The 20,852-nt window shown below is 72.6% G+C and carries 13 protein-coding genes; 8 read left to right on the top strand and 5 right to left on the bottom strand.

The genetic code is table 11. The annotated features are described in order from the left end of the window. Nucleotides 1-2: 2 nt before the first annotated feature. Nucleotides 3-1,670: a lipopolysaccharide biosynthesis protein gene (locus AB0B35_RS39075; RefSeq protein ID WP_361056076.1), complete on the bottom strand. Its 1,668-nt coding sequence runs from the start codon at nucleotides 1,668-1,670 to the stop codon at nucleotides 3-5. A 299-nt stretch (nucleotides 1,671-1,969) separates the two neighbouring features. Between AB0B35_RS39075 and AB0B35_RS39070 the strand changes: the two genes are divergently transcribed. After that, on the top strand, nucleotides 1,970-4,474 hold the full coding sequence (locus AB0B35_RS39070) for a hypothetical protein (RefSeq protein ID WP_361056073.1): 2,505 nt from the start codon (nucleotides 1,970-1,972) through the stop codon (nucleotides 4,472-4,474). 43 nt (nucleotides 4,475-4,517) lie between these two features. On the opposite strand, the gene cysC is transcribed toward AB0B35_RS39070, so the two are convergent. From cysC to AB0B35_RS39055, 3 genes are all read right to left on the bottom strand, one after another. Next, nucleotides 4,518-6,038, bottom strand: a complete 1,521-nt coding sequence (cysC, locus tag AB0B35_RS39065; RefSeq protein ID WP_361056071.1) for an adenylyl-sulfate kinase — start codon at nucleotides 6,036-6,038, stop codon at nucleotides 4,518-4,520. Nucleotides 6,039-6,288: 250 nt separating this feature from the next. Then, a complete protein-coding gene (gene ppc, locus AB0B35_RS39060) occupies nucleotides 6,289-9,090 on the bottom strand; it encodes a phosphoenolpyruvate carboxylase (protein WP_360521937.1) in 2,802 nt (933 codons plus the stop codon). Between the two features lie 245 nt (nucleotides 9,091-9,335). Next, complete coding sequence (locus AB0B35_RS39055) at nucleotides 9,336-10,103, bottom strand: SDR family oxidoreductase (RefSeq protein ID WP_361056068.1); 768 nt, start codon at nucleotides 10,101-10,103, stop codon at nucleotides 9,336-9,338. Nucleotides 10,104-10,398: 295 nt separating this feature from the next. Here AB0B35_RS39055 and AB0B35_RS39050 point away from each other — a divergent pair, with 295 nt between their 5' ends. From AB0B35_RS39050 to AB0B35_RS39040, 3 genes are all read left to right on the top strand, one after another. Then, nucleotides 10,399-10,851, top strand: coding sequence for a hypothetical protein (locus tag AB0B35_RS39050; RefSeq protein WP_361056065.1), 453 nt, complete (start codon nucleotides 10,399-10,401; stop codon nucleotides 10,849-10,851). A gap of 234 nt (nucleotides 10,852-11,085) precedes the next feature. Further along, nucleotides 11,086-14,679 carry a transcription-repair coupling factor gene (gene mfd, locus AB0B35_RS39045; protein ID WP_361056062.1) on the top strand — a complete coding sequence of 1,198 codons (3,594 nt, stop codon included), beginning with the start codon at nucleotides 11,086-11,088 and terminating at the stop codon, nucleotides 14,677-14,679. A gap of 70 nt (nucleotides 14,680-14,749) precedes the next feature. Then, nucleotides 14,750-15,232, top strand: a complete 483-nt coding sequence (locus tag AB0B35_RS39040) for a methylated-DNA--[protein]-cysteine S-methyltransferase (RefSeq protein WP_361056059.1) — start codon at nucleotides 14,750-14,752, stop codon at nucleotides 15,230-15,232. Between the two features lie 173 nt (nucleotides 15,233-15,405). Here AB0B35_RS39040 and AB0B35_RS39035 read toward each other — a convergent pair whose 3' ends face one another. Then, on the bottom strand, nucleotides 15,406-16,584 hold the full coding sequence (locus tag AB0B35_RS39035) for a hypothetical protein (RefSeq protein WP_361056056.1): 1,179 nt from the start codon (nucleotides 16,582-16,584) through the stop codon (nucleotides 15,406-15,408). A gap of 126 nt (nucleotides 16,585-16,710) precedes the next feature. On the opposite strand from AB0B35_RS39035, the gene AB0B35_RS39030 reads away from it, so the two are divergent. From AB0B35_RS39030 to AB0B35_RS39015, 4 genes are all read left to right on the top strand, one after another. Beyond that, a complete protein-coding gene (locus AB0B35_RS39030; protein WP_361056053.1) occupies nucleotides 16,711-17,394 on the top strand; it encodes a hypothetical protein in 684 nt (227 codons plus the stop codon). Then, nucleotides 17,391-18,320 carry a MazG family protein gene (locus tag AB0B35_RS39025; protein ID WP_361056050.1) on the top strand — a complete coding sequence of 310 codons (930 nt, stop codon included), beginning with the start codon at nucleotides 17,391-17,393 and terminating at the stop codon, nucleotides 18,318-18,320. The genes AB0B35_RS39030 and AB0B35_RS39025 overlap by 4 nt, the downstream gene beginning before the upstream one ends. A gap of 107 nt (nucleotides 18,321-18,427) precedes the next feature. Then, nucleotides 18,428-20,044, top strand: a complete 1,617-nt coding sequence (locus AB0B35_RS39020) for a DUF885 domain-containing protein (protein WP_361056047.1) — start codon at nucleotides 18,428-18,430, stop codon at nucleotides 20,042-20,044. A gap of 41 nt (nucleotides 20,045-20,085) precedes the next feature. Then, the gene (locus AB0B35_RS39015; protein WP_361056044.1) at nucleotides 20,086-20,823 is read left to right on the top strand and encodes a hypothetical protein; all 738 of its coding nucleotides are present in this window, start codon (nucleotides 20,086-20,088) and stop codon (nucleotides 20,821-20,823) included. Nucleotides 20,824-20,852: the final 29 nt, after the last annotated feature.

Raw genomic sequence — 20,852 nt, 5'->3', positions numbered from 1 at the left:
GATCATTGCCGATGTGCCTCGTCCAGCTCGGTCAGGGCCGAGGCGTCCAGCGGGGCCAGCATGATCGTCTGCTCGTCGGCGTGCGGCTTGTGGCCGTTGGCGGCCACTTCGACCGGCTCCTCGTCCTCGCTGAGCAGCGGACGCCCGGTCGGCTCGGCGGGCGTGGCCTGCTCGTCGGCGGTGGACGGGGTGCGGCGGGCCCGGTGCGGCAGCCGCGGCATCATCACGCCGCCCAGCAGGGGTGTGCCGACCCGGCGCAGCTGCTCGGCGGCGTCGGCGACCTCGGGGCGGCTGGTGCGCCGGGTCTCCACCGCGAGGATCGCGGCGTCGGCCAGGCTGGCCAGGCTCTGCGCGTCGGCGCTGGCCGACGTCGAGGGGGCCTCGACCACCAGGTAGTCGGCGTGGGCGCGCAGCGTGGCGATGATGTCGCGCAGCGCGTGCGACTGCAGCATGCCTGCCGCGGTGGCGGTGCCGCCGGTGGTGATGACATGCAACGAGGGGGTACGCGCCGCGCGCTGCGTCGCCTCGGCCAGGCTGACCCGGCCGGCGAGCACCTCGGACAGTCCCGGGGTCGGTGCGACGCCGACGAGCCGGGCCAGCGGCGCGGCCTCGGTCAGCGAGTCGGGCAGCTGCGCGCCGATGAGCACCACCTCGGCGCCGGTACGCGACAGCGCGGCGGCCAGGTTGGCGGCGACCAGCGTGGCGGCCGGGCCGCGGCTCGCCCCGGTGACCACGACGACCTGCTCGCCGGGGCGGAACGCGGCGACGACCTCGTTGCGCAGTCGGTTGAAGGCCCGCCCGCCGGGGCTGAACGGGGTGAAGACCTCCGTGCAGCCGGTTCCCTTGCCGGGCACTGCGCCGAGCACCGCCACGCCGCTGCGGACCAGGTCGCGCCCGGCGCGTACGCGCTTGTCCAGGCGCTCGCGCAGGGCCGCGACGCCGAGCCCGGCCAGCAGCCCGAGCAGCGCGCCCGCGGCATAGTTGACCGCCGCGGTCGGCTTCACCGGGCGGCCGGGCACGCGGGCCTCACGGATGACCGTGCCGGCGCTGACCGTCTCGGTGGCCAGCTGGTTCACCTTGTTGTTGAGCTGGTTGATCTGGGTCACCGTGGTGTCGCGCTGGCTGTCCAGGGTGGCGTAGTTCGAGCTCTTCGGGTTGGCGTCGGAGAGCTTGCCGTTGATCTTCGTGAGGTCCTCGGTGAGGTCCTTGATCTTGTCGCGCAGCGCGGCGGCCTGGCGCTCCAGCTCCGCCTTCGCGTTGCCCTCCCGGTTGGCCAGGTAGGACTGCGCGAACGCCTTGGCTCCGGCCTGCGCCTCCTCGGGCACCGACGCCGCGTAGTTGATCTGGAGGACCGCGGTGTTCGGCGGCACCTCGACCGAGACCGCGCCCGCGAGCACGTCCACGTCCTCGCGCTGGAGCACCTTGGCCGCCCCGGCGACCACGGCGGTCGAGCGCATGAGCTGCGCCTCGGTGTCCAGGTTGATCTCGTCGCGGGTGCGGCCGCCGGCCACGTTCGCGTCCAGCCCGGCCGGTCGCACCAGCACGGACGCCGTGGAGACGTACTCGCGTGGCAGTGATTCGTTGTACGCCGCACCGCCGGCGGTGCCGGCCAGGGTCAGCAGCACGGCGATCCACCAGTGACGGGCGATCAAACCCAGGTAGTCGCTCATGTCGTACGACGAGGGGGGAGGCCCGGCGTATGTCGCGTCCACGGCGTGTGGCCCTTCTCCGGCGTTGTTGCGTCCGGTGAGGTCAACGGTCCGGCGGTAACGACGTAACTAGGCATATCGGCCGATACATGTGCAATGACCGTTAGTGCTGGTGGGAGGCACTGTGTGGTGCCAAGTGCCAGTTAGCGCGTTCTTCGGCGAAAAGCTCGCAAACAAGACACAACGGTTATGATGCCCCAGAGGGTACGCAGAATCGGACAGAAATCTGAGTGCCCGCTTTCGGGGGAAGGGGCGACCTGATGAGCAGGACGCGTTTCGGCATCGCGGTCACCGTCACCATGTCCACGCTGGCCTCGGCGGTGCTGCTCGGCCTGGTGGCGGGACGGCTGTCCGCGCCGCCGACACGGGTCACCGTGTCCGAGGACTCGTACACGATGAGCACCGAGCCCGGCGTCACCGCCGGCAGCCGGCTGTACCTCACCGCGGGCGGGGTGGGCGGTGGCGCGGCGGTCAGCTACCTCAAGTTCGACGTCGAGCTGCCGGCCGGCCGCCAGCCGAAGAAGGTGTGGCTGTGGCTCGGCCGGCACAGCGGCCCGCTGCCCAAGTTGGTGGAGCTGACCACCGTTCCCGACACCCGCTGGCGGGAGGGCACCCTCACCGCCGAGACCGCGCCCCGGCTGGGCAGCGTGGTGGGCAGCGTCGCACCGGGCCGCTTCGACCGGGCGGTCGCCTTCGACGTGACCCGCGTCGTCCGCCGCTCCGGCCGGTACGCCTTCGCGATCACCGCACCCAGCAGCACCGAAGTCGCCCAGTTCGTGGCGGGCGAAGCCGGGGTGGACAGCACCACGACCGGCCCGCCGACCATCACCTTCGAGTGGAACGAGCCGGCCGCGCCGACCCTGCCGCCACCGGCCGACCAGCCCACGACGGCGCCGAGCCCGTCCGGGACGGGCACGCCCGAGCCGACCGTGACGCCGTGGCCGGGCACGACGTTCGACCCGAGCGCGACGGCCCTGCCGTCCGCCGCACCGGACCCGTCCACTCCGGCCGACCCGGCCACCGACCCCAGCCCGGTCCCGAGCGGCACCTTCGCGACCGACCCGGTCTACGAGCCCGAGCCGAGCCCGGCCGCCCCGAGCGACGAGCCGACCACCCCGGGCCAGCCCGGCGACCCCGACCCGTCGACCGCTCCCGACCCCGAACCCGGGACCGATCCCGGTCCGGGCACCGATCCCGGCCCCGGCCCCGAGCCGAGTGCCGAACCGGACCCGAGCACCGACCCGGGTCAGCAGCCCGCCCCCGACCCGGGCACCCAGCCCGGCGACCCGGGCACCGAACCTGGCCCCGGCACGGAACCTGGGCCTGGCACCGAGCCGAGCGCAGGGCCGGACCCCGGCACCGAGCCGAGTGCGGGCCCACAGCCTGGCACCGAGCCCACCGCGGGCCCGGACCCCGGCACGCAGCCGAGCCCCGATCCCGGCACGGAACCCGGTCCCGCGCCAGGTCCTGACCCGGGACCCGGGCAGCCCGATCCGGGCGCCGAACCCGGCCCGGAGCCCAGCCCCGGCGTCCCGCCGGTCGAGCCGACCGACCCGCCGGTCACCGAACCGAGCATGCCGCCGGTCATCGACCCGACCGAGCCGCCCGCGACCGAGCCGAGCACGCCACCGGCTACCGACCCGAGCACGCCGCCCGGCACCGACCCGAGCGTCCCGCCGGTCGTCGACCCGAGCACCCCGCCGGGGACCGATCCCAGCACGCCGCCGGGCACGGACCCGAGCGCACCGCCGTCGGCCGGCCCGACCGTGCCACCCGCGTCGCCGTCGCCGTCCACCGACCCGAACCTGCCGGTGGAGTGCGTGATCGGGCAGGCGCTGGTGCCGACCTGCGGAGCCCTCTGGGGCGTCGCGCCGGGCGCGCACACCTCGCAGAACCGCATCCAGGCGCTGTACGAGTTCGAGCGGCGCACCAACCGCCAGCAGGTCGTCTACCACGCGTACCACCGGGGCACCTCGCTGTTCCCCACCGCGGAGGAGCTGTCCATCACCAAGGATCCGCTGCACAAGCGGGTGCTGTTCCTCAACTGGAAGCCGCAGGGCGTCAGCTGGGCCGGCATCGCCCGCGGTGACGCCCGCACCGAGGCCTACCTGGACCGGCTGGCCGTGCACATCCGCGGCTCGCTGCGCGACCAGTTCTTCTTCACGATGAACCACGAGCCGGAGAACGACGTCATCTCGCGGCCGGGCAGCGGCATGACCGCGAAGGACTACGCCGCGGCGTACCGGCACGTGGTCACCGGGCTGCGCGCCCGCGGGGTGACCAACCTGGTCTCGGTGATGTGCTACATGGCTTTCGTGCCGTGGAACGTCAAGGACTGGTTCGAGGACCTGTACCCCGGCGACGACGTGGTGGACTGGGTCGCCTGGGACACCTACGCCTACAGCGACCCGGGCTACGGCTACGGCGACTTCGCGGAGATGATGAACCGCAAGTCGGGCAGCCGCAAGGACTGGCCGGGCTTCTACAACTGGGCCGCGACGTCCTTCCCGGACAAGCCGCTGATGCTGGGCGAGTGGGGCGTGTGGCACTCCCGCAACAACCCGCAGCACCAGGCCAGGTTCTTCGACTCGGCCCGGCTGCAGCTGGAGCTGTTCCCGCGGCTGAAGGCGCTGGTCTACTTCGAGTCGCCGAGCGCCGAGGAGGGCCGCAGCTCGATGATCGACATGACCTCGTCGGGGCTGTCCTCGTTCCAGCAGTTCAGCAAGCATCCGGCCTTCGACATCGTGACCGGCCCGGCCTACTGAGCCCGAAACGGCGGCCCGCCCTGGTGGCGGGCCGCCGTGCTGTTCAGCTGCGGGGGTTGATCCAGCCCTCTTCGCCCAGGAACACCAGCACGGTGTCCACGGCGTCGTCGATGGTGCCCTCCGAGGTGTCGAGCACCAGCTCGGCGTCGGTCGGCACCTCGTACGGGTCGTCGATGCCGGTCATCCCGGTGATCTGCCCGGCGCGGGCGCGGGCGTAGAGACCCTTGCGGTCGCGCTGCTCGCAGACCTCGATCGGGGTCGCCACGTGCACCAGCACGAAGTCGGCTCCGGCGGCGGTGGCCATGGCGCGGGCGTTGGCGCGGGCGCTGGCGTACGGCGCGATCGGGCAGCAGATGGCCATGCCGCCGTGCCGGGCCGTCTCAGCGGCGACCCAGCCGATGCGGCGGATGTTGAGGTCGCGGTCGGCCTTGCTGAAACCGAGCCCGGCGCTCAGCTCGCGGCGCACCACGTCGCCGTCGAGCACGGTCAGGCTGCGCTCGCCGGTCTCCAGCAGCGCGTCGGCGACGCCGCGGGCCACCGTGGACTTGCCGGAGCCGCTGAAGCCGGTGAAGAACAGGACCACGCCGCGCTGGCGGCGGGGCGGGCGGGCCTTGGACAGCTCCCGGGCCACCGCCGGGGGCGTGTGCCACTCCGGCAGCGGCAGGCCGTCGTCGAGCAGCCCGGCGATCTCCTCGTCGGTGAGCGCGATGCGTTCGAAGCGCTCGGGCACCTCGTCGCGGTCGCGCCACTGGCCGTCCCGGCTGTCGTAGACCAGCTCGCGCGGGATCAGCACGCGCGGGCCGCCGCCGGACATGGTGGTGGCCGTGCCGAGCAGGTGCGTGGCGCCGTACGCGGCGGCGACCCGGGCCCGGATCAGGGCGTCGGTGACCTCGTTGCCGCGGCTCGCCAGCGGGATCGCGACGATCACGGGTTCGTTCATCCGGTCCCGCGCGGCCAGCACGCAGCGCACCAGCGACTCGGAGGTCAAGCCGTCGGGGCCGGGCGCGCCGACCGGCACCAGCACGACGAGCTGCGCGTTGAGCTGGCGGGCGGCGTGGTTGAGCTGGGCCAGCTGCGGGCGGTGCAGCGGCCGGTCGGCGAAGTAGCCGAGCACCCGCTGCGCGGTCAGCTGCGCCCGGACGTGGTCGGTGGGCACCCGCAGCCGGTCGAACGGGGCCCGCCCGCCGTCGCCGTACCGGGTGACCGGCCCGGCGACGCCGCACCAGCCCTCGCGGGTCGGCCACACCTCGGCGACGTCGAGCCGGGCGACGGGAGCGCCCTCGGCGTCGGTCAGCACCAGCGGCGGGGCGTCGGCGACCTCGATGCCGTCCAGCATCCCGGCCGGCACCTCCAGTTTGACCTGCAGCGGCCAGGGGCGTCCGTCGACGAGCCGGGAGGTGGCGGCCACCGAGCGCAGGTCGTCGCGGCCGAGGAAACCGCCGAGCGGCGCGTATGCCCCGGCCAGCAGCAGTTCGAGGTCGGACAGCTCGGTCGGGTTGGGGGTCCACGTAGGGGCGCCGCGCAGCGCCTCGTCGCCGATCACCCGTTCGCTCCGCTCGCTCACGTCTGCTCCTGCCTCCCCAGCGCCGGCATCGCACGGCGACGCTCCACTGTTGCCCATGACCTCTGCCGGCTGACCGCCGCTGTCGCGGCGCGTCAAGCGACTCACCGTGTTCCGCAGGTGACAAGTGTGGCAGCAGTGCGCACCCCGGTCGAGTGCATCACGTCCATGATGAGATCGTGCCGCGGTTTCGGCGAAGTAACGCCCACCGATATGTCCGGTAGGCGTGACTTCGCCGAAACATTCGGTCCGTTCAGCCTGTGTTGCGCATCCCGGCGGCGATGCCGTTCACGGTCGTGAGCAGTGCCCGCTCCAGGGTCGGGTCGGTGGTCGGCGCGCGGCGGCTGCCCGGTGCGGTGGCCACCGCCCGGCCGGCCAGCCCGGCGTCCCGGTACTGGCGCAGCAGCGCCACCTGCAGGTGGTGCAGCGGCTCCAGGTAGGTGTCGCGCACCCCGAGCGTACGCCGCAGCACCGGCTGCGACTCCAGCAGAGCCGACTCACCGGTGATCGCGAGCACCTCGGCGACGCTGCGCTCGTACTCCTCCTCGATGCTGTCGAAGATGGGCAGCAGCGGTCCGGGGACCAGGGTCTGCACGTAGCCGCGGGCGATGGTGAGGTCGGTCTTGGCCAGCATCATCTCCACGTTGGACAGGAATGTCCCGAAGAAGTGCCAGCGCTCGAACATCTCCCGCAGGTCGTCGGCCAGACCAGCCTCGCGGGCGGCGCGCAGGCCGGTGCCGACGCCGAACCAGCCCGGCACGATCTGGCGGGACTGGGTCCAGCCGAACACCCACGGAATGGCGCGCAGGCCGCCCAGGCCCGCGCCGGAGTCGGGCCGCTTGGCCGGGCGGGAGCCGATGTTCAGCGCGCCCAGCAGCTCGGTCGGCGTCGCCGCCCAGAAGTACTCGGGCAGCTGCGGGTTCTCCACGAGCTCGCGATACTTCACGAAGGCCGCGTCGGAGACCACGGTCATCGAGCTGTCCCACTTGGCCAGCGCCTCGTCGGGCTGGCGCGGGGTGGTGTGCAGCAGCGTCGCCTGCAGCACCGCGGCCACGGTCAGCTCCAGGTTCTCCCGGGCCAGCGCGGGCAGCGTGTACTTGTCGGAGATGACCTCACCCTGCTCGGTGACCTTGATCGCGCCGTCGAGCGTGCCGTACGGCTGGGCCAGGATCGCCTCGTGGGTGGGGCCGCCGCCGCGGCCGACCGTGCCGCCCCGGCCGTGGAACAGCCGCAGCCGCACGCCGTGCTTGGCGGCGATGTCGCGCAGCGAGCGCTGCGCCTTGTGGATGGCCCACTGGCTGGTCGTGATGCCGGCCTCCTTGTTGGAGTCGGAGTAGCCCAGCATCACCTCCTGCACGTCGCCCCGCGCCCGCACCAGCGCCCGGTACGGTGCCAGGCTGAGCAGCTGGTCGAGGATCTCGCCACCGGCCCGCAGCTCGGCGACCGTCTCCAGCAGCGGCACGAACCCGATCGAGGCCCGCGGCGCGTGCGGGTCCACCAGGCCGGCTTCCCGGGCCAGCACGGCCGCCGCGAGCACGTCGTCCACCCCTCGCGTCATCGAGATGATGTACGACTCGACGACGTCCTCACCGAAGCGCTCCTGCGCGGTGCGGATCGTGCCGAACACGTCGTAGGTCTTGCGGGCCGAGTCGGTCAGCGGGCTGTCCACGCTCGACAGCGGCCGCCGCCCGGTCAGCTCCTTGGCCAGCAGCGCGATGCGCTCCGTGCGGCTCAGCGAGGCGTAGTTGGTGACCTCGCCGACCTGCGTGTAGAGCTGCGCCAGCACCGCGTGGTGCGCGTCGGCGTGCTCGCGCACGTCCATCGTCGCCAGGTGCAGGCCGAACGCGCTCACCGTGCGGATCACCGAGGCGAGCCGGCCCACCGCGGTGAGCTGCCCGGCGTTGCGGGCCAGCGAGGCGCGCATCAGCTCCAGGTCGGCGACCAGGTCGCGGGTGCCCCGGTAGTCGCGGCCGGGCACGTGCTCGGTGCCGCGGGCCAGCCGGGTCCGGGTGTTGGCGAGCTTCGCCCGGATGCAGCGGGCCTTGAGCCGGTACGGCTCCTCGGCGTTGACGCGGCGGAAGCGCTCGTCGACCTCGGCCAGCGCGTCCAGGTCCTTGGCCAGGCTGGCGGACAGGTCCAGGGACACCCCGCGCAGCCGGCGCGACACCGACACCTCGTTGATCAGTTCTTCGAGGGCGTGCTCGACCGCGCGGATGCCGTGCTCGTGCTGCAGCAGCAGCACGTCGCGGGTGACCGCCGGGGTGACGTACGGGTTGCCGTCGCGGTCGCCGCCGATCCAGGTGCCGAACGTCAGCGGGCGGGTGGTCGGGGCGGTGTCCACCCCGAGGCGCTTGAGGGTCTCGGCGAGGTCGTCGAGCACCTGCGGCGCGGCGTCGTCGTAGAGGTCGCGCAGGTAGTAGACGGCGTTGCGGGCCTCGTCGGTCGGGTCCGGCCGGTCCAGGCGCAGCTCGTCGGTCTGCCACAGGAGGTCCAGCAGCTCCGACAGGCGGCGGTCGTTGAGCGCGGTCTCGCCGTACAGGGCGGCCGCGGCGAACTCGCCGTCGAGCTGGTCGGCGACGCCGCGCAGCTTGGTCAGGATCGAGCGGCGGGCCGCCTCGGTCGGGTGCGCGGTGAACACCGGCCGGATCGCCAGCCGCCGGGCGGCCGCCGCGATCTCGCTGGCGGGCACGTTGCGCTCGGCGATCAGCTTGGCGGTGGAGTCCAGCCAGCCGCCGTGCACGGCGCGGCGGCGGCGCAGCTCCCGGGCCCGGTGCACCTGCTCGGTGATGTTCGCCAGGTGGAAGTACGTGGAGAAGGCTCGGGCCAGCAGGGTCGCCGTCGAGACGTCGAGGCCGCCGAGCTTCACGGCGGCGGTGTCGGCGTCGCTGCGTACCAACGCGCGTACCTCTTCGACCAGGTCGAGCAGGCCGCGGCCCTCCTGGCGGGCCAGGGTCTGGCCGAGCAGGCCGCCGAGGCGGCGGATGTCGGCCCGCAGCGCCGCGTCCGCGCCGTCCGGATCGCCGTCGACGTCCGGGTGATAGGTCAGCTCGCTCACCGCGCTGTTCCTTCCGTGGGTACGAAGGACGGCGCTGTCCTGCGGTGGATGCTACTGCCCGAGTGCCGGAAGCGGCGCTGTGACGCGGGCCATCCCACCATTCGCGATCATCTCCGCCCCACCCACAAGATCACCCGACTTGCCCGGCACCTGTGCGTATCTTGACGGCTCATCCGCCCAGGTGCCTGGCAAGTCGAACGATCAAGGACGCCCGGCGTGTCCGCTGGGCGGGACGCGCGGGCGGCTCAGGCGACGTGCACGCCCCAGCCGCCGGCGGAGTCGACGATCTGGCCGGTGATCCACTCGGCCTCCGGGGAGCACAGCCAGCCGACGAGTTTCGCGGTGTCGGCGGGGGTGCCCCAGCGCTTCGTCGGGAAGCGGTCGCGGACCCAGGCGTGGGTCTCCGGGTCGGCCCAGCCGGTGTCGTTCGGGCCCGGGTTGACCGCGTTCACGGTGACGCCGCGCCCGGCGAGCAGGACCGAGAAGTCCCGGGTCAGATATTCGATCGCGGCCTTGCTCGCGGCGTACGCCAGCTCGCCGGTCATCGGCCCGAGCCGCTGCCCGGAGGTGAACAGCACGATCCGGCCCGGCCGGGCGTCGTCGTGCGCGGCGGCGTACGCCTGGACCAGCAGCATGTTGGCCCGCACGTTGACGGTCAGGTGCCGGTCGATCTCGGCGGCCGCCAGCTCGCCCAGTGGCGTGGACGTCGAGTACGTGTGGCAGGACACCAGGGTGTCGAGTCCGCCGAACCGCTCGACGGCCGCCGCGACCAGCGCCTCCGGCCCGCCCGGGGCGGTCAGGTCGAACGGCTGCCAGTGCGCGCCGAGTTCGGCGGCCAGCGCGGCCGGATCGCCGCCCCGCAGCCCCTGCTCGGCGTCGTACGCCGGGTGGCCGGTGATCATGACGCGGTACCCGTCGGCCACCAGCCGCCGGGCCACCGCCGCGCCGATGTTGGCGGTCCGCCCGACGCCGGTGACCAGCGCGACGGGTCGATATGCAAGATCGTGAGTCATCGGATCAGACGATAGGGGCGCGCCGAAACCGGTGCAAGCCGGAAACATCCATAAGCACGTTATGTAGATGCGATCTACGTAGATGCCGTCTACATGACCGGCCGGGCGAGCAGGTGAGCGGACATTTCCGCAGGTCGGGAAGTGTACGGCAGCGTTTCCGCAGCGTATGGCAGTGGGTGCGCGGCGGTCCGGCAGCGCGATGCCGCACGATCGTCGTCGTCAACCGCCCCGACCGGTCGCCACCTGCGCAGACGGTTCGTAGGGCGATTTCCCCGTGCAAGAAAGAGGAACCCTCATGCGTCGTGCGCTCGCGGCCGTCTTCCTGGGCGGCGTGCTGCTCGCCACCACCGCCTGCGGCACCGAGGCGGAGCCGGAGGCCGCGGCCCCCGACTACTCGGCCAACACCAAGACCGTCTGCACCTCGCTGGAGGAGGTGCTCTCCGGCAAGACGCTGGAGAAGGAGACCACCGACGCGCTGGCCGTGGCGCTCAAGGACAAGAAGACCCAGGCCGCGATCGAGAAGGCCTCGATCGCGGTGATGAAGGACGTCTTCACCAACTGGGCGGCCGGCATCGAGGCCGAGGCGGCCAAGGCGGAGGACCCGCAGTTCAAGGCTGACATCAAGGGCTTCGCCGACGCGCTCAAGGCCGAGGTCGAGAAGATCAAGAAGCTGGACGACGCCGACAAGATCACCGACGGCGCCACTGTCACCGCCGCCGGCGAGAAGCTCGACAAGTACTGCGGCTGACGCCCACGCCCCTCGCCTGTCGCACGCGGCCGCCACAAGATCGATCGACTTGCCTGGCACCTGGGCGAATACCGTCCCAAGATTCACACAGGTGCCAGGCAAGTTCGACGATCAAGGAGGGGTCGGGCCGGGTTGCCCGCGCGTCAGGGGCGTAAACCGGTCGGCGGGCAGGAGTAGGCTCGACGACGAAACCCCGTACCTGCCTGGTTGCGGGGCTTTCGCCGTGGCTTGCCCATGGCCCGTGCGCACCGGGCGGGAAGGCGCTTACCCGTGAACCTCACCGGACTCCTCCAAGCGGCAACGGCCGATCCCGCGCTGGCCCGAGCCACCGACCTGGCCCGCACCGAACCACAGCTCGACCTGACCGCCCCGGCGTCGGCCCGGCCGTTCCTGGTGGCGAGCGCCGCCAAGCATCGCCCCGTGCTGGTGGTGACCGCGACCAGCCGCGAGGCCGAGGACCTGGCCGAGGCGCTGGGTGAGTTCCTCGACCCGGCCACGGTGGCGGTGTACCCGGCCTGGGAGACCCTGCCGCACGAGCGGTTGTCGCCGCGCTCGGACACCGTCGGGCGGCGGCTGGCCGTGCTGCGGCAACTCGCCCACCCCGAGGGCCGTCCGCTGCGGGTGCTCGTCGCGCCGGTGCGCAGCATGCTGCAGCCCCAGCTCAAGGGGCTCGGCGACCTGGAGCCGATCGACCTGGGCCAGGGCACGGTCGCGCCGCTGGACGAGCTGACGCACACGCTGCACGATCTCGCGTACGCCCGGGTGGATCTCGTCACCAAACGCGGCGAGTTCGCGGTGCGCGGCGGCATCCTCGACATCTTCCCGCCCACCGACGAGCACCCGTCCCGGGTCGAGTTCTGGGGCGACGAGGTGGAGGACATCCGCACCTTCGCCGTCGCCGACCAGCGCACCATCGCCAAGGTCGACCGGCTGTGGGCCCCGCCGTGCCGGGAGCTGCTGCTCACCCCGGACGTGCGGGAGCGCGCGGCACAGCTCGCCGCCGACCATCCGGCGCTGGAGGAGATGCTGACCAAGCTCGCCGAGGGCATCCCGGTCGAGGGCATGGAGTCGCTGTCCCCGGCGCTGCACCACGGCCGGGACTCGATGCAGCTGCTGCTGGACTGCGTGCCCGGAGACACCCTGGTGCTGCTGGCCGACCCTGAGCGCATCCGCACCCGGGCCCACGACCTGGTCCGCACCTCCGAGGAGTTCCTGGAGGCGAGCTGGGCCGCGGCGGCCGTCGGGGGCAAGGCCCCGATCGACCTGGGCGCCGCCGCCTTCAAGACCCTCGCCGAGGTACGCGGACACGCCGCCATGCTGGACCTGCCCTGGTGGACGACATCGCCGTTCGGCCTGGTCGCCACGGAGAAGGCGGCCGACGAGCCGTGGCTGGACACCCCCGAGGTCGAGGTCGCGCCGGACACCGGAGCCGTGCTGACCTGGTCGGCGACCCAGCCGACGGTGTACCACGGCGACACCGCGAAGGTGATCGCCGACGTGAAGGGCTGGCTGGCCGACGGCTGGCGGGTGGCGCTGGTCTTCGAGGGCCACGGCCCGGCGCAGCGCTCGGTCGAGGTGCTGCGCGACGCGGGCGTCGGCGCGGTGCTGGTCGAACAGATCGCCGACCTGCCGGACCCGGGGCAGGTCGTGGTGAGCTGCGGGCGGCTGCGGCTCGGCCTGGTCGACGAGGCCGCGAAGCTCGCCGTGCTGACCGGGGCGGAGATCTCCGGCGGGCGCGGCACGGGCACCCGCGAGCTGGGGCGCATGCCGTCCCGGCGGCGCAACACCATCGACCCGCTGGAACTGCGCGCGGGCGACTTCGTGGTGCACGAGCAGCACGGCATCGGCAAGTACGTCGAGCTGGTCCAGCGCAAGGTCAACGGCGCGGACCGCGAGTACCTGGTCATCGAGTACGCCGCCAGCAAGCGCAACCAGCCCGGCGACCGCCTGTTCGTGCCCACCGACGCCCTCGACCAGCTCTCCCGCTACGTCGGCGGGGAGCAGCCCACGCTGCACAAGATGGGCGGCGCGGACTGGCAGAAGGCCAAGGCGCGCGCCCGCAAGGCCGTGCGCGAGATCGCCGCGCAGCTCATCCAGCTCTACGCCGCCCGGCAGGCCGCGCCCGGCCACGCCTTCGGCCCGGACACCCCCTGGCAGCGCGAACTGGAGGACGCCTTCCCCTACCAGGAGACGCCCGACCAGCTCTCGGCCATCGAGGAGGTCAAGGCAGACATGGAGAAGTCGGCCCCGATGGACCGGCTGATCTGCGGCGACGTCGGCTACGGCAAGACCGAGATCGCGGTGCGGGCGGCGTTCAAGGCGGTGCAGGACGGCAAGCAGGTCGCCGTGCTGGTGCCGACGACGCTGCTGGCGCAGCAGCACTACAACACGTTCTCCGACCGGATGGCGCAGTTCCCGGTGGTGCTGCGGCAGCTGTCGCGCTTCGCGACCCCGAAGGAGGCCGAGGAGACGCTGAACATGGCCGCCGAGGGCCGCGCCGACATCATCATCGGCACCCACCGGCTGATCCAGAAGAGCACCCGGTTCAACCGGCTCGGCCTGGTCATCGTCGACGAGGAGCAGCGCTTCGGTGTCGAGCACAAGGAGCGCCTCAAGGAGATGCGCACCAACGTGGACATGCTGACCATGTCCGCGACGCCGATCCCGCGCACCCTGGAGATGTCGATCACCGGCATCCGGGAGATGTCCCAGATCACCACGCCGCCGGAGGAGCGCCACCCGGTGCTCACCTACGTCGGGGCGTACGACGACAAGCAGGTCGCCGCGGCGATCCACCGCGAGCTGCTGCGCGACGGCCAGGTGTTCTACCTGCACAACCGGGTCGAGACCATCGACAAGGCGGTGCGCCGCCTCCGGGAGCTGGTGCCCGAGGCGCGGGTCGTCGCCGCGCACGGGCAGATGGGCGAGGACGCCCTGGAGAAGGTGATGGTCGGCTTCTGGGAGAAGGAGTACGACGTCCTGGTCGCCACCACCATCATCGAGTCCGGCATCGACATCCCGAACGCGAACACGCTCATCCTGGAGCGGGCCGACCTGCTCGGCCTGGCCCAGCTGCACCAGATCCGGGGCCGGGTCGGCCGGGGCCGCGAGCGCGCGTACGCGTACTTCCTCTACCCGCCGGAGAAGCCGCTGACCGAGCAGGCGCACGAGCGGCTGGCCACCATCGCCCAGCACACCGAGCTGGGCGCGGGCATGTACGTGGCGATGAAGGACCTGGAGATCCGCGGCGCGGGCAACCTGCTCGGCGGCGAGCAGTCCGGGCACATCGAGGGCGTCGGCTTCGACCTGTACGTGCGTATGGTCGGCGAGGCGGTGCAGCAGTTCAAGGGCGGCGGCGCGGCGCAGGAGGAGGCCGCCGAGGTCAAGATCGACCTGCCGATCGACGCGCACCTGCCGCACGACTACATCGACTCCGAGCGGCTGCGCCTGGAGATCTACCGCAAGCTCGCCTCGGCCCGCGACGAGGCGGCGCTGCAGGAGGTCGTCGCCGAGCTGACCGACCGCTACGGCGAGCCGCCCGCCCCGGTGGCCAACCTGGTCGCGGTCGCCAAACTGCGGATGACCGCGCGGGCGTACGGCCTCACCGAGATCTCGCTGCAGGGCAAGCACGTGCGGTTCGGCCCGCTGGAACTGGCCGACTCCAAGCAGCTTCGGCTCAAGCGCTACCACCCCGACTCGGTCTACAAGACGGCGAACTCGCAGGTCAGCGTGCCCACGCCGATGAACCGCCGGGTCGGCGGCGAGCCGCTGCGCGACCAGGCGCTGCTGGACTGGTGCGCCCAGCTCCTGAAGGACGTGCTGGGCTGATGAGCGAGCGCAGCGAGCGAGTCACGGAGCCCAGGACGCACGGTGTCGACAAGCGGAGCGAGGAGACGCCGTGACCCGTCGGTGGACGGTCGTCGACACGCCCATCGGGCCGCTGAGCTGCGCGATCGACGACATCGGGCTGTGCTCGGTGCAGTTCGGCGCGCTGGAGGTCGCCCAGGACGTGGACCCGCTGCTCGACGACATCGCCGAGCAGCTGCGCGCGTACTTCGCGGGGGAGCTGGTGGAGTTCACGCTGCCCGTGTCGGTCCGCCGGGGCAGTGACTTCGAACGGGCGGTCTGGGCCGAGCTGTCCCGCATCCCGTACGGCGAGACGCACACGTACGGCCAGGTGGCGCGGGCGGTCGGCGAGCCCGACGCGGCCCGCGCGGTCGGCGTGGCCTGCAACCGCAACCCGGTCGCCGTGGTGGTCCCGTGCCACCGGGTGGTCGGCGCGGGCGGCAAGCTCGTCGGCTTCGGCGGCGGCCTGCCCGCCAAACGCCACCTCCTCGAACTCGAAGCCCGCGTCCGCATGGAACACGACTGGCTCGCCTGACCGCCTCCGCCCCTTGATCATCCGACTTGCCGGGCAGATGTGCGTATCTTGAGCACGCTTTCGCCCAGGTGCCAGGCAAGTCGAGCGATCAAGCACCGCCGCGCGGGCCCGGGACGCCGAAGGGGTGGCCCGGACACTGTCCGGGCCACCCCTTCGGGTGTGCGATGGGCGGGTCAGGCCCGCCGGCGGTTCGTGACGACGGCGATGGCGGCCCAGCCGAGGGCGAGGACGGCGAAGCCGTAGCCGAAGGCGGGGTAGTCGATCGGCGGGGCGCCGATGAAGAAGTCCTGCAGCCAGGTCGCGCCCGCGGTGGCCGCGGTGGCGACGGCCGCGCCGAAGACTGCGGCGACCAGGGCGATGCCGAGCCCGGACGAGCCCTTCGCGACGGCGACGCGCTCCGGGCCGGCCTGCTGCGGGATCAGCGACTTCCGGCCCCGCGAGGCGGTGAAGGCGAGGAAGACGATGTCGATCGCGATCGCGCCGGCCAGCAGCAGCAGCGGCGGGATGGACTTCGGGAAGCCCGTGCCGGCCAGCAGCCCCCAGACGACCAGGCGGTATGCCACGTACGAGCCGGCGATGGCGGTGGCGGTGAAACGCGCGCCGACGAGCGCGCGGGCGGCGACCAGCGTCAGCAGGGCCGCGCCGGTGATCCAGACCGGGTAGACCCAGGAGTCGACCGGGAGCGCGAAGCCCGTGACCGCGATCTCGTCGACCGGGCGGCCGATCTGGTCGGCGGCGAACTGCAGCAGGATCGGCTCGGCGGTGGGCGCGCCCGCCTTCCAGCTCTCCAGGGAGAGCACGCCGTACTCCTGGTGCTGGCTGGGGAACAGGACGTTCTCCAGGAAGAAGCCCCAGATGAAGGCGCTGATCACGGTGCGGGTGCGGCTCGGCGGGGTGGAGATCCAGTAGCCGCGGGCGACGCCGAGCAGCATGAACGCGGTGCCGATGTACAGCAGGGCGTGGCTGGGGCTCCAGGCGGTGATGTCCAGGCCGTTGATCCGGTGGTTCAGGATGTCGATCGGGATGGCGATCAGGAACGTCGCCGTGCCGCCGACCATCAGGCGCTTCGCGATCTTGTCGACGCCCACGTTGTGGTAGGCCTGGAACAGCACCAGGGCCACCACGACGACCGTGCCCGCGGTGTTCAGCAGGTGCGGCGGGGCCGCGTCGTCGCGCAGCCACTTGAAGTGCCACGACATGTCCCAGGTCGAGCCCAGCATCTTCAGCGCGAAGGCGACCAGCCAGAGCCGGTAGACGGCGGCGACCACCGCGGGGCCCTGGCCTGCGTCGGGCCCGCTGCGGGCCAGGCCCACCCAGCCCGAGGTGGTACGAGGAAGCGTCTGCGTCGTCACGGCCGGAATTCTGCCGTGTCGGAGGGGGTCTACGCGCCCTCCGAACACCTGAATCCACCCTGAGATCTCCCGGAGTCGCCGTTCGTGAGAGAGTGGCGGCGTAAGCGCCTGTCACTGGAGGATTCCGTGCGCCGTCTGACCGCCGCGGCCGGCATCGCCGTCGCCCTGCTGGCCCTGACCGCCTGCCGGTCGAATCCGAGCGTCGCCGCGTACGTGGGGAACACCACGTTCACCGAGGAGCAGGTGACGCAGCTGATCGATGAGGTCAAGAAGATCCCGAACATCGATCCGCAGGCCGTGCCCGACCGCTACCAGGTCGTGCAGATGCTGGTGCTCGACGAGGTCTGCAAGCGCGCCGCCGCCGATCTGAAGGCGACCCTGCCGCCCGTGCAGACCCAGCCGGGGCAGCCCGCGCTGGCCGGTGTGCAGCAGAGCCTGCAGAACTGCCGCGAGAACCTGCCGGTCAAGGGCGTCCAGCCGACCCCGGCGGAGCTGCGCGAGGTCTACGACAACGGCGTGGCGGTGGGCGCGATCAACGCCACCGACCCGGCGAACAGCTTCGACAAGGTCGCCCCGCAGCTGGCCCAGAGCGGTGAGCTGGGCGACGCGCTGGCCAAGCGCAACGTGCTGAAGGACACCGCGGAGGCCATGAACGTCTCGGTCAACCCGCGCTACCGCCCGATGAACTTCGCCGTGCTGAGCTTCAACCAGGGCCCGGCGCTCAGCCTCGGCCTCGGCCAGCCGGCCGACGCGGTCGAGGACGCGGTGGTCCCGGCGGACACGGCAGCCCAGCCCCAGCCCCAGCAGTGACGGCGGACCGCCGGATCATCCTGCTCGTCACGTCCCCGCGGATGCCCGCGGGGCTGCTCACCGCGGCCGCGTGGGACGTGGTGCGGGCGTTTCCGGTGCTGACCGGTGCAGAGAACGAGCACACGGCCGCCCTGCGCGCCGCGGGTGCGGCGGTGAGCGTGGTGCCGGACGCGACCGCGGCGACGCTGCTCGACGCTGCGCAGCCGGTGGCCGTGTGGCTGGCCGGGCCGGGCGGCGACGAGTTCCTCGCCCGCGAACTCGGCCTGCGGCTGGCCCGCGAACCCGGCCTCGCCGAGCTGGAGCTGATGTACGGCTCCTGGGACCCGCCCGGCGCGCGTCTGCTCGACGCGGTGGCGGTCACCGACCGGCTGCAGAGCAGCGACCCGTGGCGGCGCGAACAGACCCACCGCACCCTGGCGAAATACCTGCTGGAAGAGGCGTACGAGGCCTACGACGCGATCGTCGCCGGGGACCACGCGGCGGTGCGCGACGAGATGGGCGACGTGCTGCTGCAGGTGCTGTTCCATGCCCAGCTCGCCCAGGAGCTGCCCGAGGACGAGCGCTGGAACGTCGACGACGTGGCCGGTGACTTCGTGGCCAAGATGATCCGCCGCAATCCGCACGTGTTCGCGGACACCCCGGCCGAGGACATCGAGGAGATCATCGCCACCTGGGAGCGCGTCAAGGCCGAGGAGAAGGGCGGCAAGCGTGCCCCGCTTGACGGGGTGACCTGGTCACTGCCCTCGCTGACGCTGGCCGCCAAGCTGCTCTCCCGGGCCCGCCGCCACGGCCTGCCCGAACCCGCGCCGTCCGACACCCTCGGCGGCCGCCTGCTCGCCCTGGTCGCCGCCGCCGGCGAGGACGCCGACGCCGAAGCCGCCCTCCGCGAGGAACTGCACCACTACGCCGACGCGGTCACCCCCTGACCCCTTGATCGTCCGACTTGCCCGGCAAGTGGGCGAATGGGCGGTCGAGATACGCACAGGTGCCTGGCAAGTCGAGCGGTCGCGGGGGCGGCGGGTACGTTGAGGCGATGACGCTGGAGTTCGCACCGCTGGCGGAGCACATCGCCGACGCCCTGCTGGAGTCGTCGCCCGAGCTGGCCGCCTCGGCCGGTGACCACCGCTTCGACGACCGCCTGCCGGACCTGTCGCCCGACGGCACCACCGCCGACATCGGCATGCTGCGTGACGCGGCCGACGCGCTGTCGCAGGTGGACGCGGACTCACTCGACGACGAGGAGCGGGTCGACCACGCCATCCTCAGCTCGCTGGTGGACCGGCAGCTGTTCGAGCTGACCGAGGTGCGCTCGCACCAGTGGAACCCGCTGCGGCACAACCCGGGCGCGCTGCTGCACGCGCTGATGGCCCGCCCGTTCGCGCCGGTGGAGCAGCGCCTGCACGCGCTCGCGGGCCGGCTGCTCCAGGTGCCCGACGCGCTGGCCACGGCGCGTACGGTGCTGCGCGACGCGCCCCGGATCCACCTGGAGACGGCGGCCGGCCAGTTCGCCGGCACCGCCGCGCTGGTGCGCGAGGAGCTGCCGCGGCTGCTGCTGCAGGAGCCGGGACTGGCCGAGCAGATGCAGCTCGTCGCTGCGGAGGCGGTGCTGGCGCTGGACGACTTCGCCGCCTGGTGCGCCACGCAGGCCGAGCGCGGCGAGGGCCGGGACCCGCGGCTGGGCCGCCGGCTCTGGGAGGCCAAGCTGTGGCACACCCTGGACACCGAGCTGGGCGCCGCGGAGGTGCTCAAGCGGGCGCAGGACAACGTGGAGCGGGTCACCGCCGAGCTGCGTGAGGTCGCCGTCGAGCTGGTCGGCGGCAAGGCCGACGACGAGACGGTGCGCCGGGCCCTGGACCTGATCGCCGCCGAGCACCCGGACAACGACTCGATCGTCGGGCTGGCCTACCACGCGGTCGAGGAGACCACCGCGTTCGTACGCGAGCACGACCTCATCACCCTCATCGACGACCCGCTGGTCATCGAGGAGATGCCCGAGTTCTCCCGGGGCGTGGCGGTGGCCTACTGCGACCCGCCGGGCGCGCTGGAGACGGCGGTGGTGCCCACGTTCTACTGCATCGCGCCGACCCCGGCGGGCTGGCCCGCGCAGCGGGTCGAGTCGTTCTACCGCGAGTACAACGACCACGCCATCCGCAACCTGACCGTGCACGAGGCCATGCCGGGGCACTTCCTGCAGCTGGCGCACGCCCGCCGCTACCGGGGCAGCACCCGGGTGCGGGCGCTGGGCCGCTCCGGCACGTTCATCGAGGGCTGGGCCGTCTACGCGGAGCAGGCGATGGTCGAACGCGGCTTCGGCGGCCTGCCGGTGCGCGCCACCCAGCTGAAGATGCAGCTGCGGTCGAGCATCAACGCCATCCTCGACCAGCTCGTGCACTGCGAGGACCTCAGTGAGGCCGACGGCATGGCGCTCATGCTGGACCGCGGCTTCCAGGAGGAGGGCGAGGCGGCCGGCAAGTGGCGGCGCTCGCTGCTGTCCTCGACACAGCTGTCGACGTACTTCGTGGGCTGGGCGGAGGTCGCCGAGATCGCGAGGCTACGACCGGCCGGTGTCACGGCGCGTGAATGGCACGATCGCATGCTGTCGTACGGCTCGCCCGCCCCTCGCCACCTGCGCACTCTTCTCGGTCTGTGAGGGTTTGCGCGGCGGCGGGGCGATGGGGGAGGCTGTCGCCCATGCGAAATACGGTCGGCATGCCGCGTACCCCGCGACTCTCCGTATTTCGGCGTGCGGCCATCGCGTCCCTGCTGGGGGCGCTGCTCGCGCTCACCGGCTGCCAGGCCATCACCGACGACGGCGTCGCGCCCGACCGCGCCCGGCTGCTCGGCGACCTGGCGGCGCAGCTGCAGCGCGCCTCGCAGCGCCCGTACCACGCGGAGTATCTGCTGGCCGGCGGCGTGCGCGGCGAGATCTCGCAGCAGACCAAGCCCGCGCGGGAGGTGTACGCCTACCCGGGCGGCCGCCTGCTGGTCGACCCGAACGGGCAGACGTCCTGCGTGACCGCGGTGCGCCCGGCGCGCTGCCAGATCCGCGCGCTGCCCGCCCCCGGGCCGGCCGCGCTCACCGGTTACAGCGAGGTGACCCGGCACGGGCTGGTCACCGCGCCGATCGTCGCCGACCTGCTGCAGGCCGCACAGCTGCAGTCCCAGGCCGACGTGGAGGCGCACGACGTCACCCTGGCCGGCCAGCAGGCGACCTGCCTGGAGGTGTCCGGGCTGACCGACGCCGAGGCGGGCGGGTTCACCGTCTGCGTGACCGCCGCCGGGGTGCTGGCCAGCTTCGCGGGCGTGGTCGGCGGGGTGGTCATCGACCAGGCGCTGACCCGGGTCTCCACGTCGCCCCCGGCGGAGGTCTTCGCGCTGCCCGAGGGAGCGCGGGTGGTGGACCACCGGCCGAAGAGCCCGGCGCCGTGACGGCTCGATAGGCTGCCAGGGTACGCACC

The sequence above is a fragment of the Catellatospora sp. NPDC049133 genome (assembly GCF_040648455.1).
Lineage (GTDB): Bacteria > Actinomycetota > Actinomycetes > Mycobacteriales > Micromonosporaceae > Catellatospora > Catellatospora aurea.
This window is presented reverse-complemented; position numbering and strand designations above follow the sequence as displayed.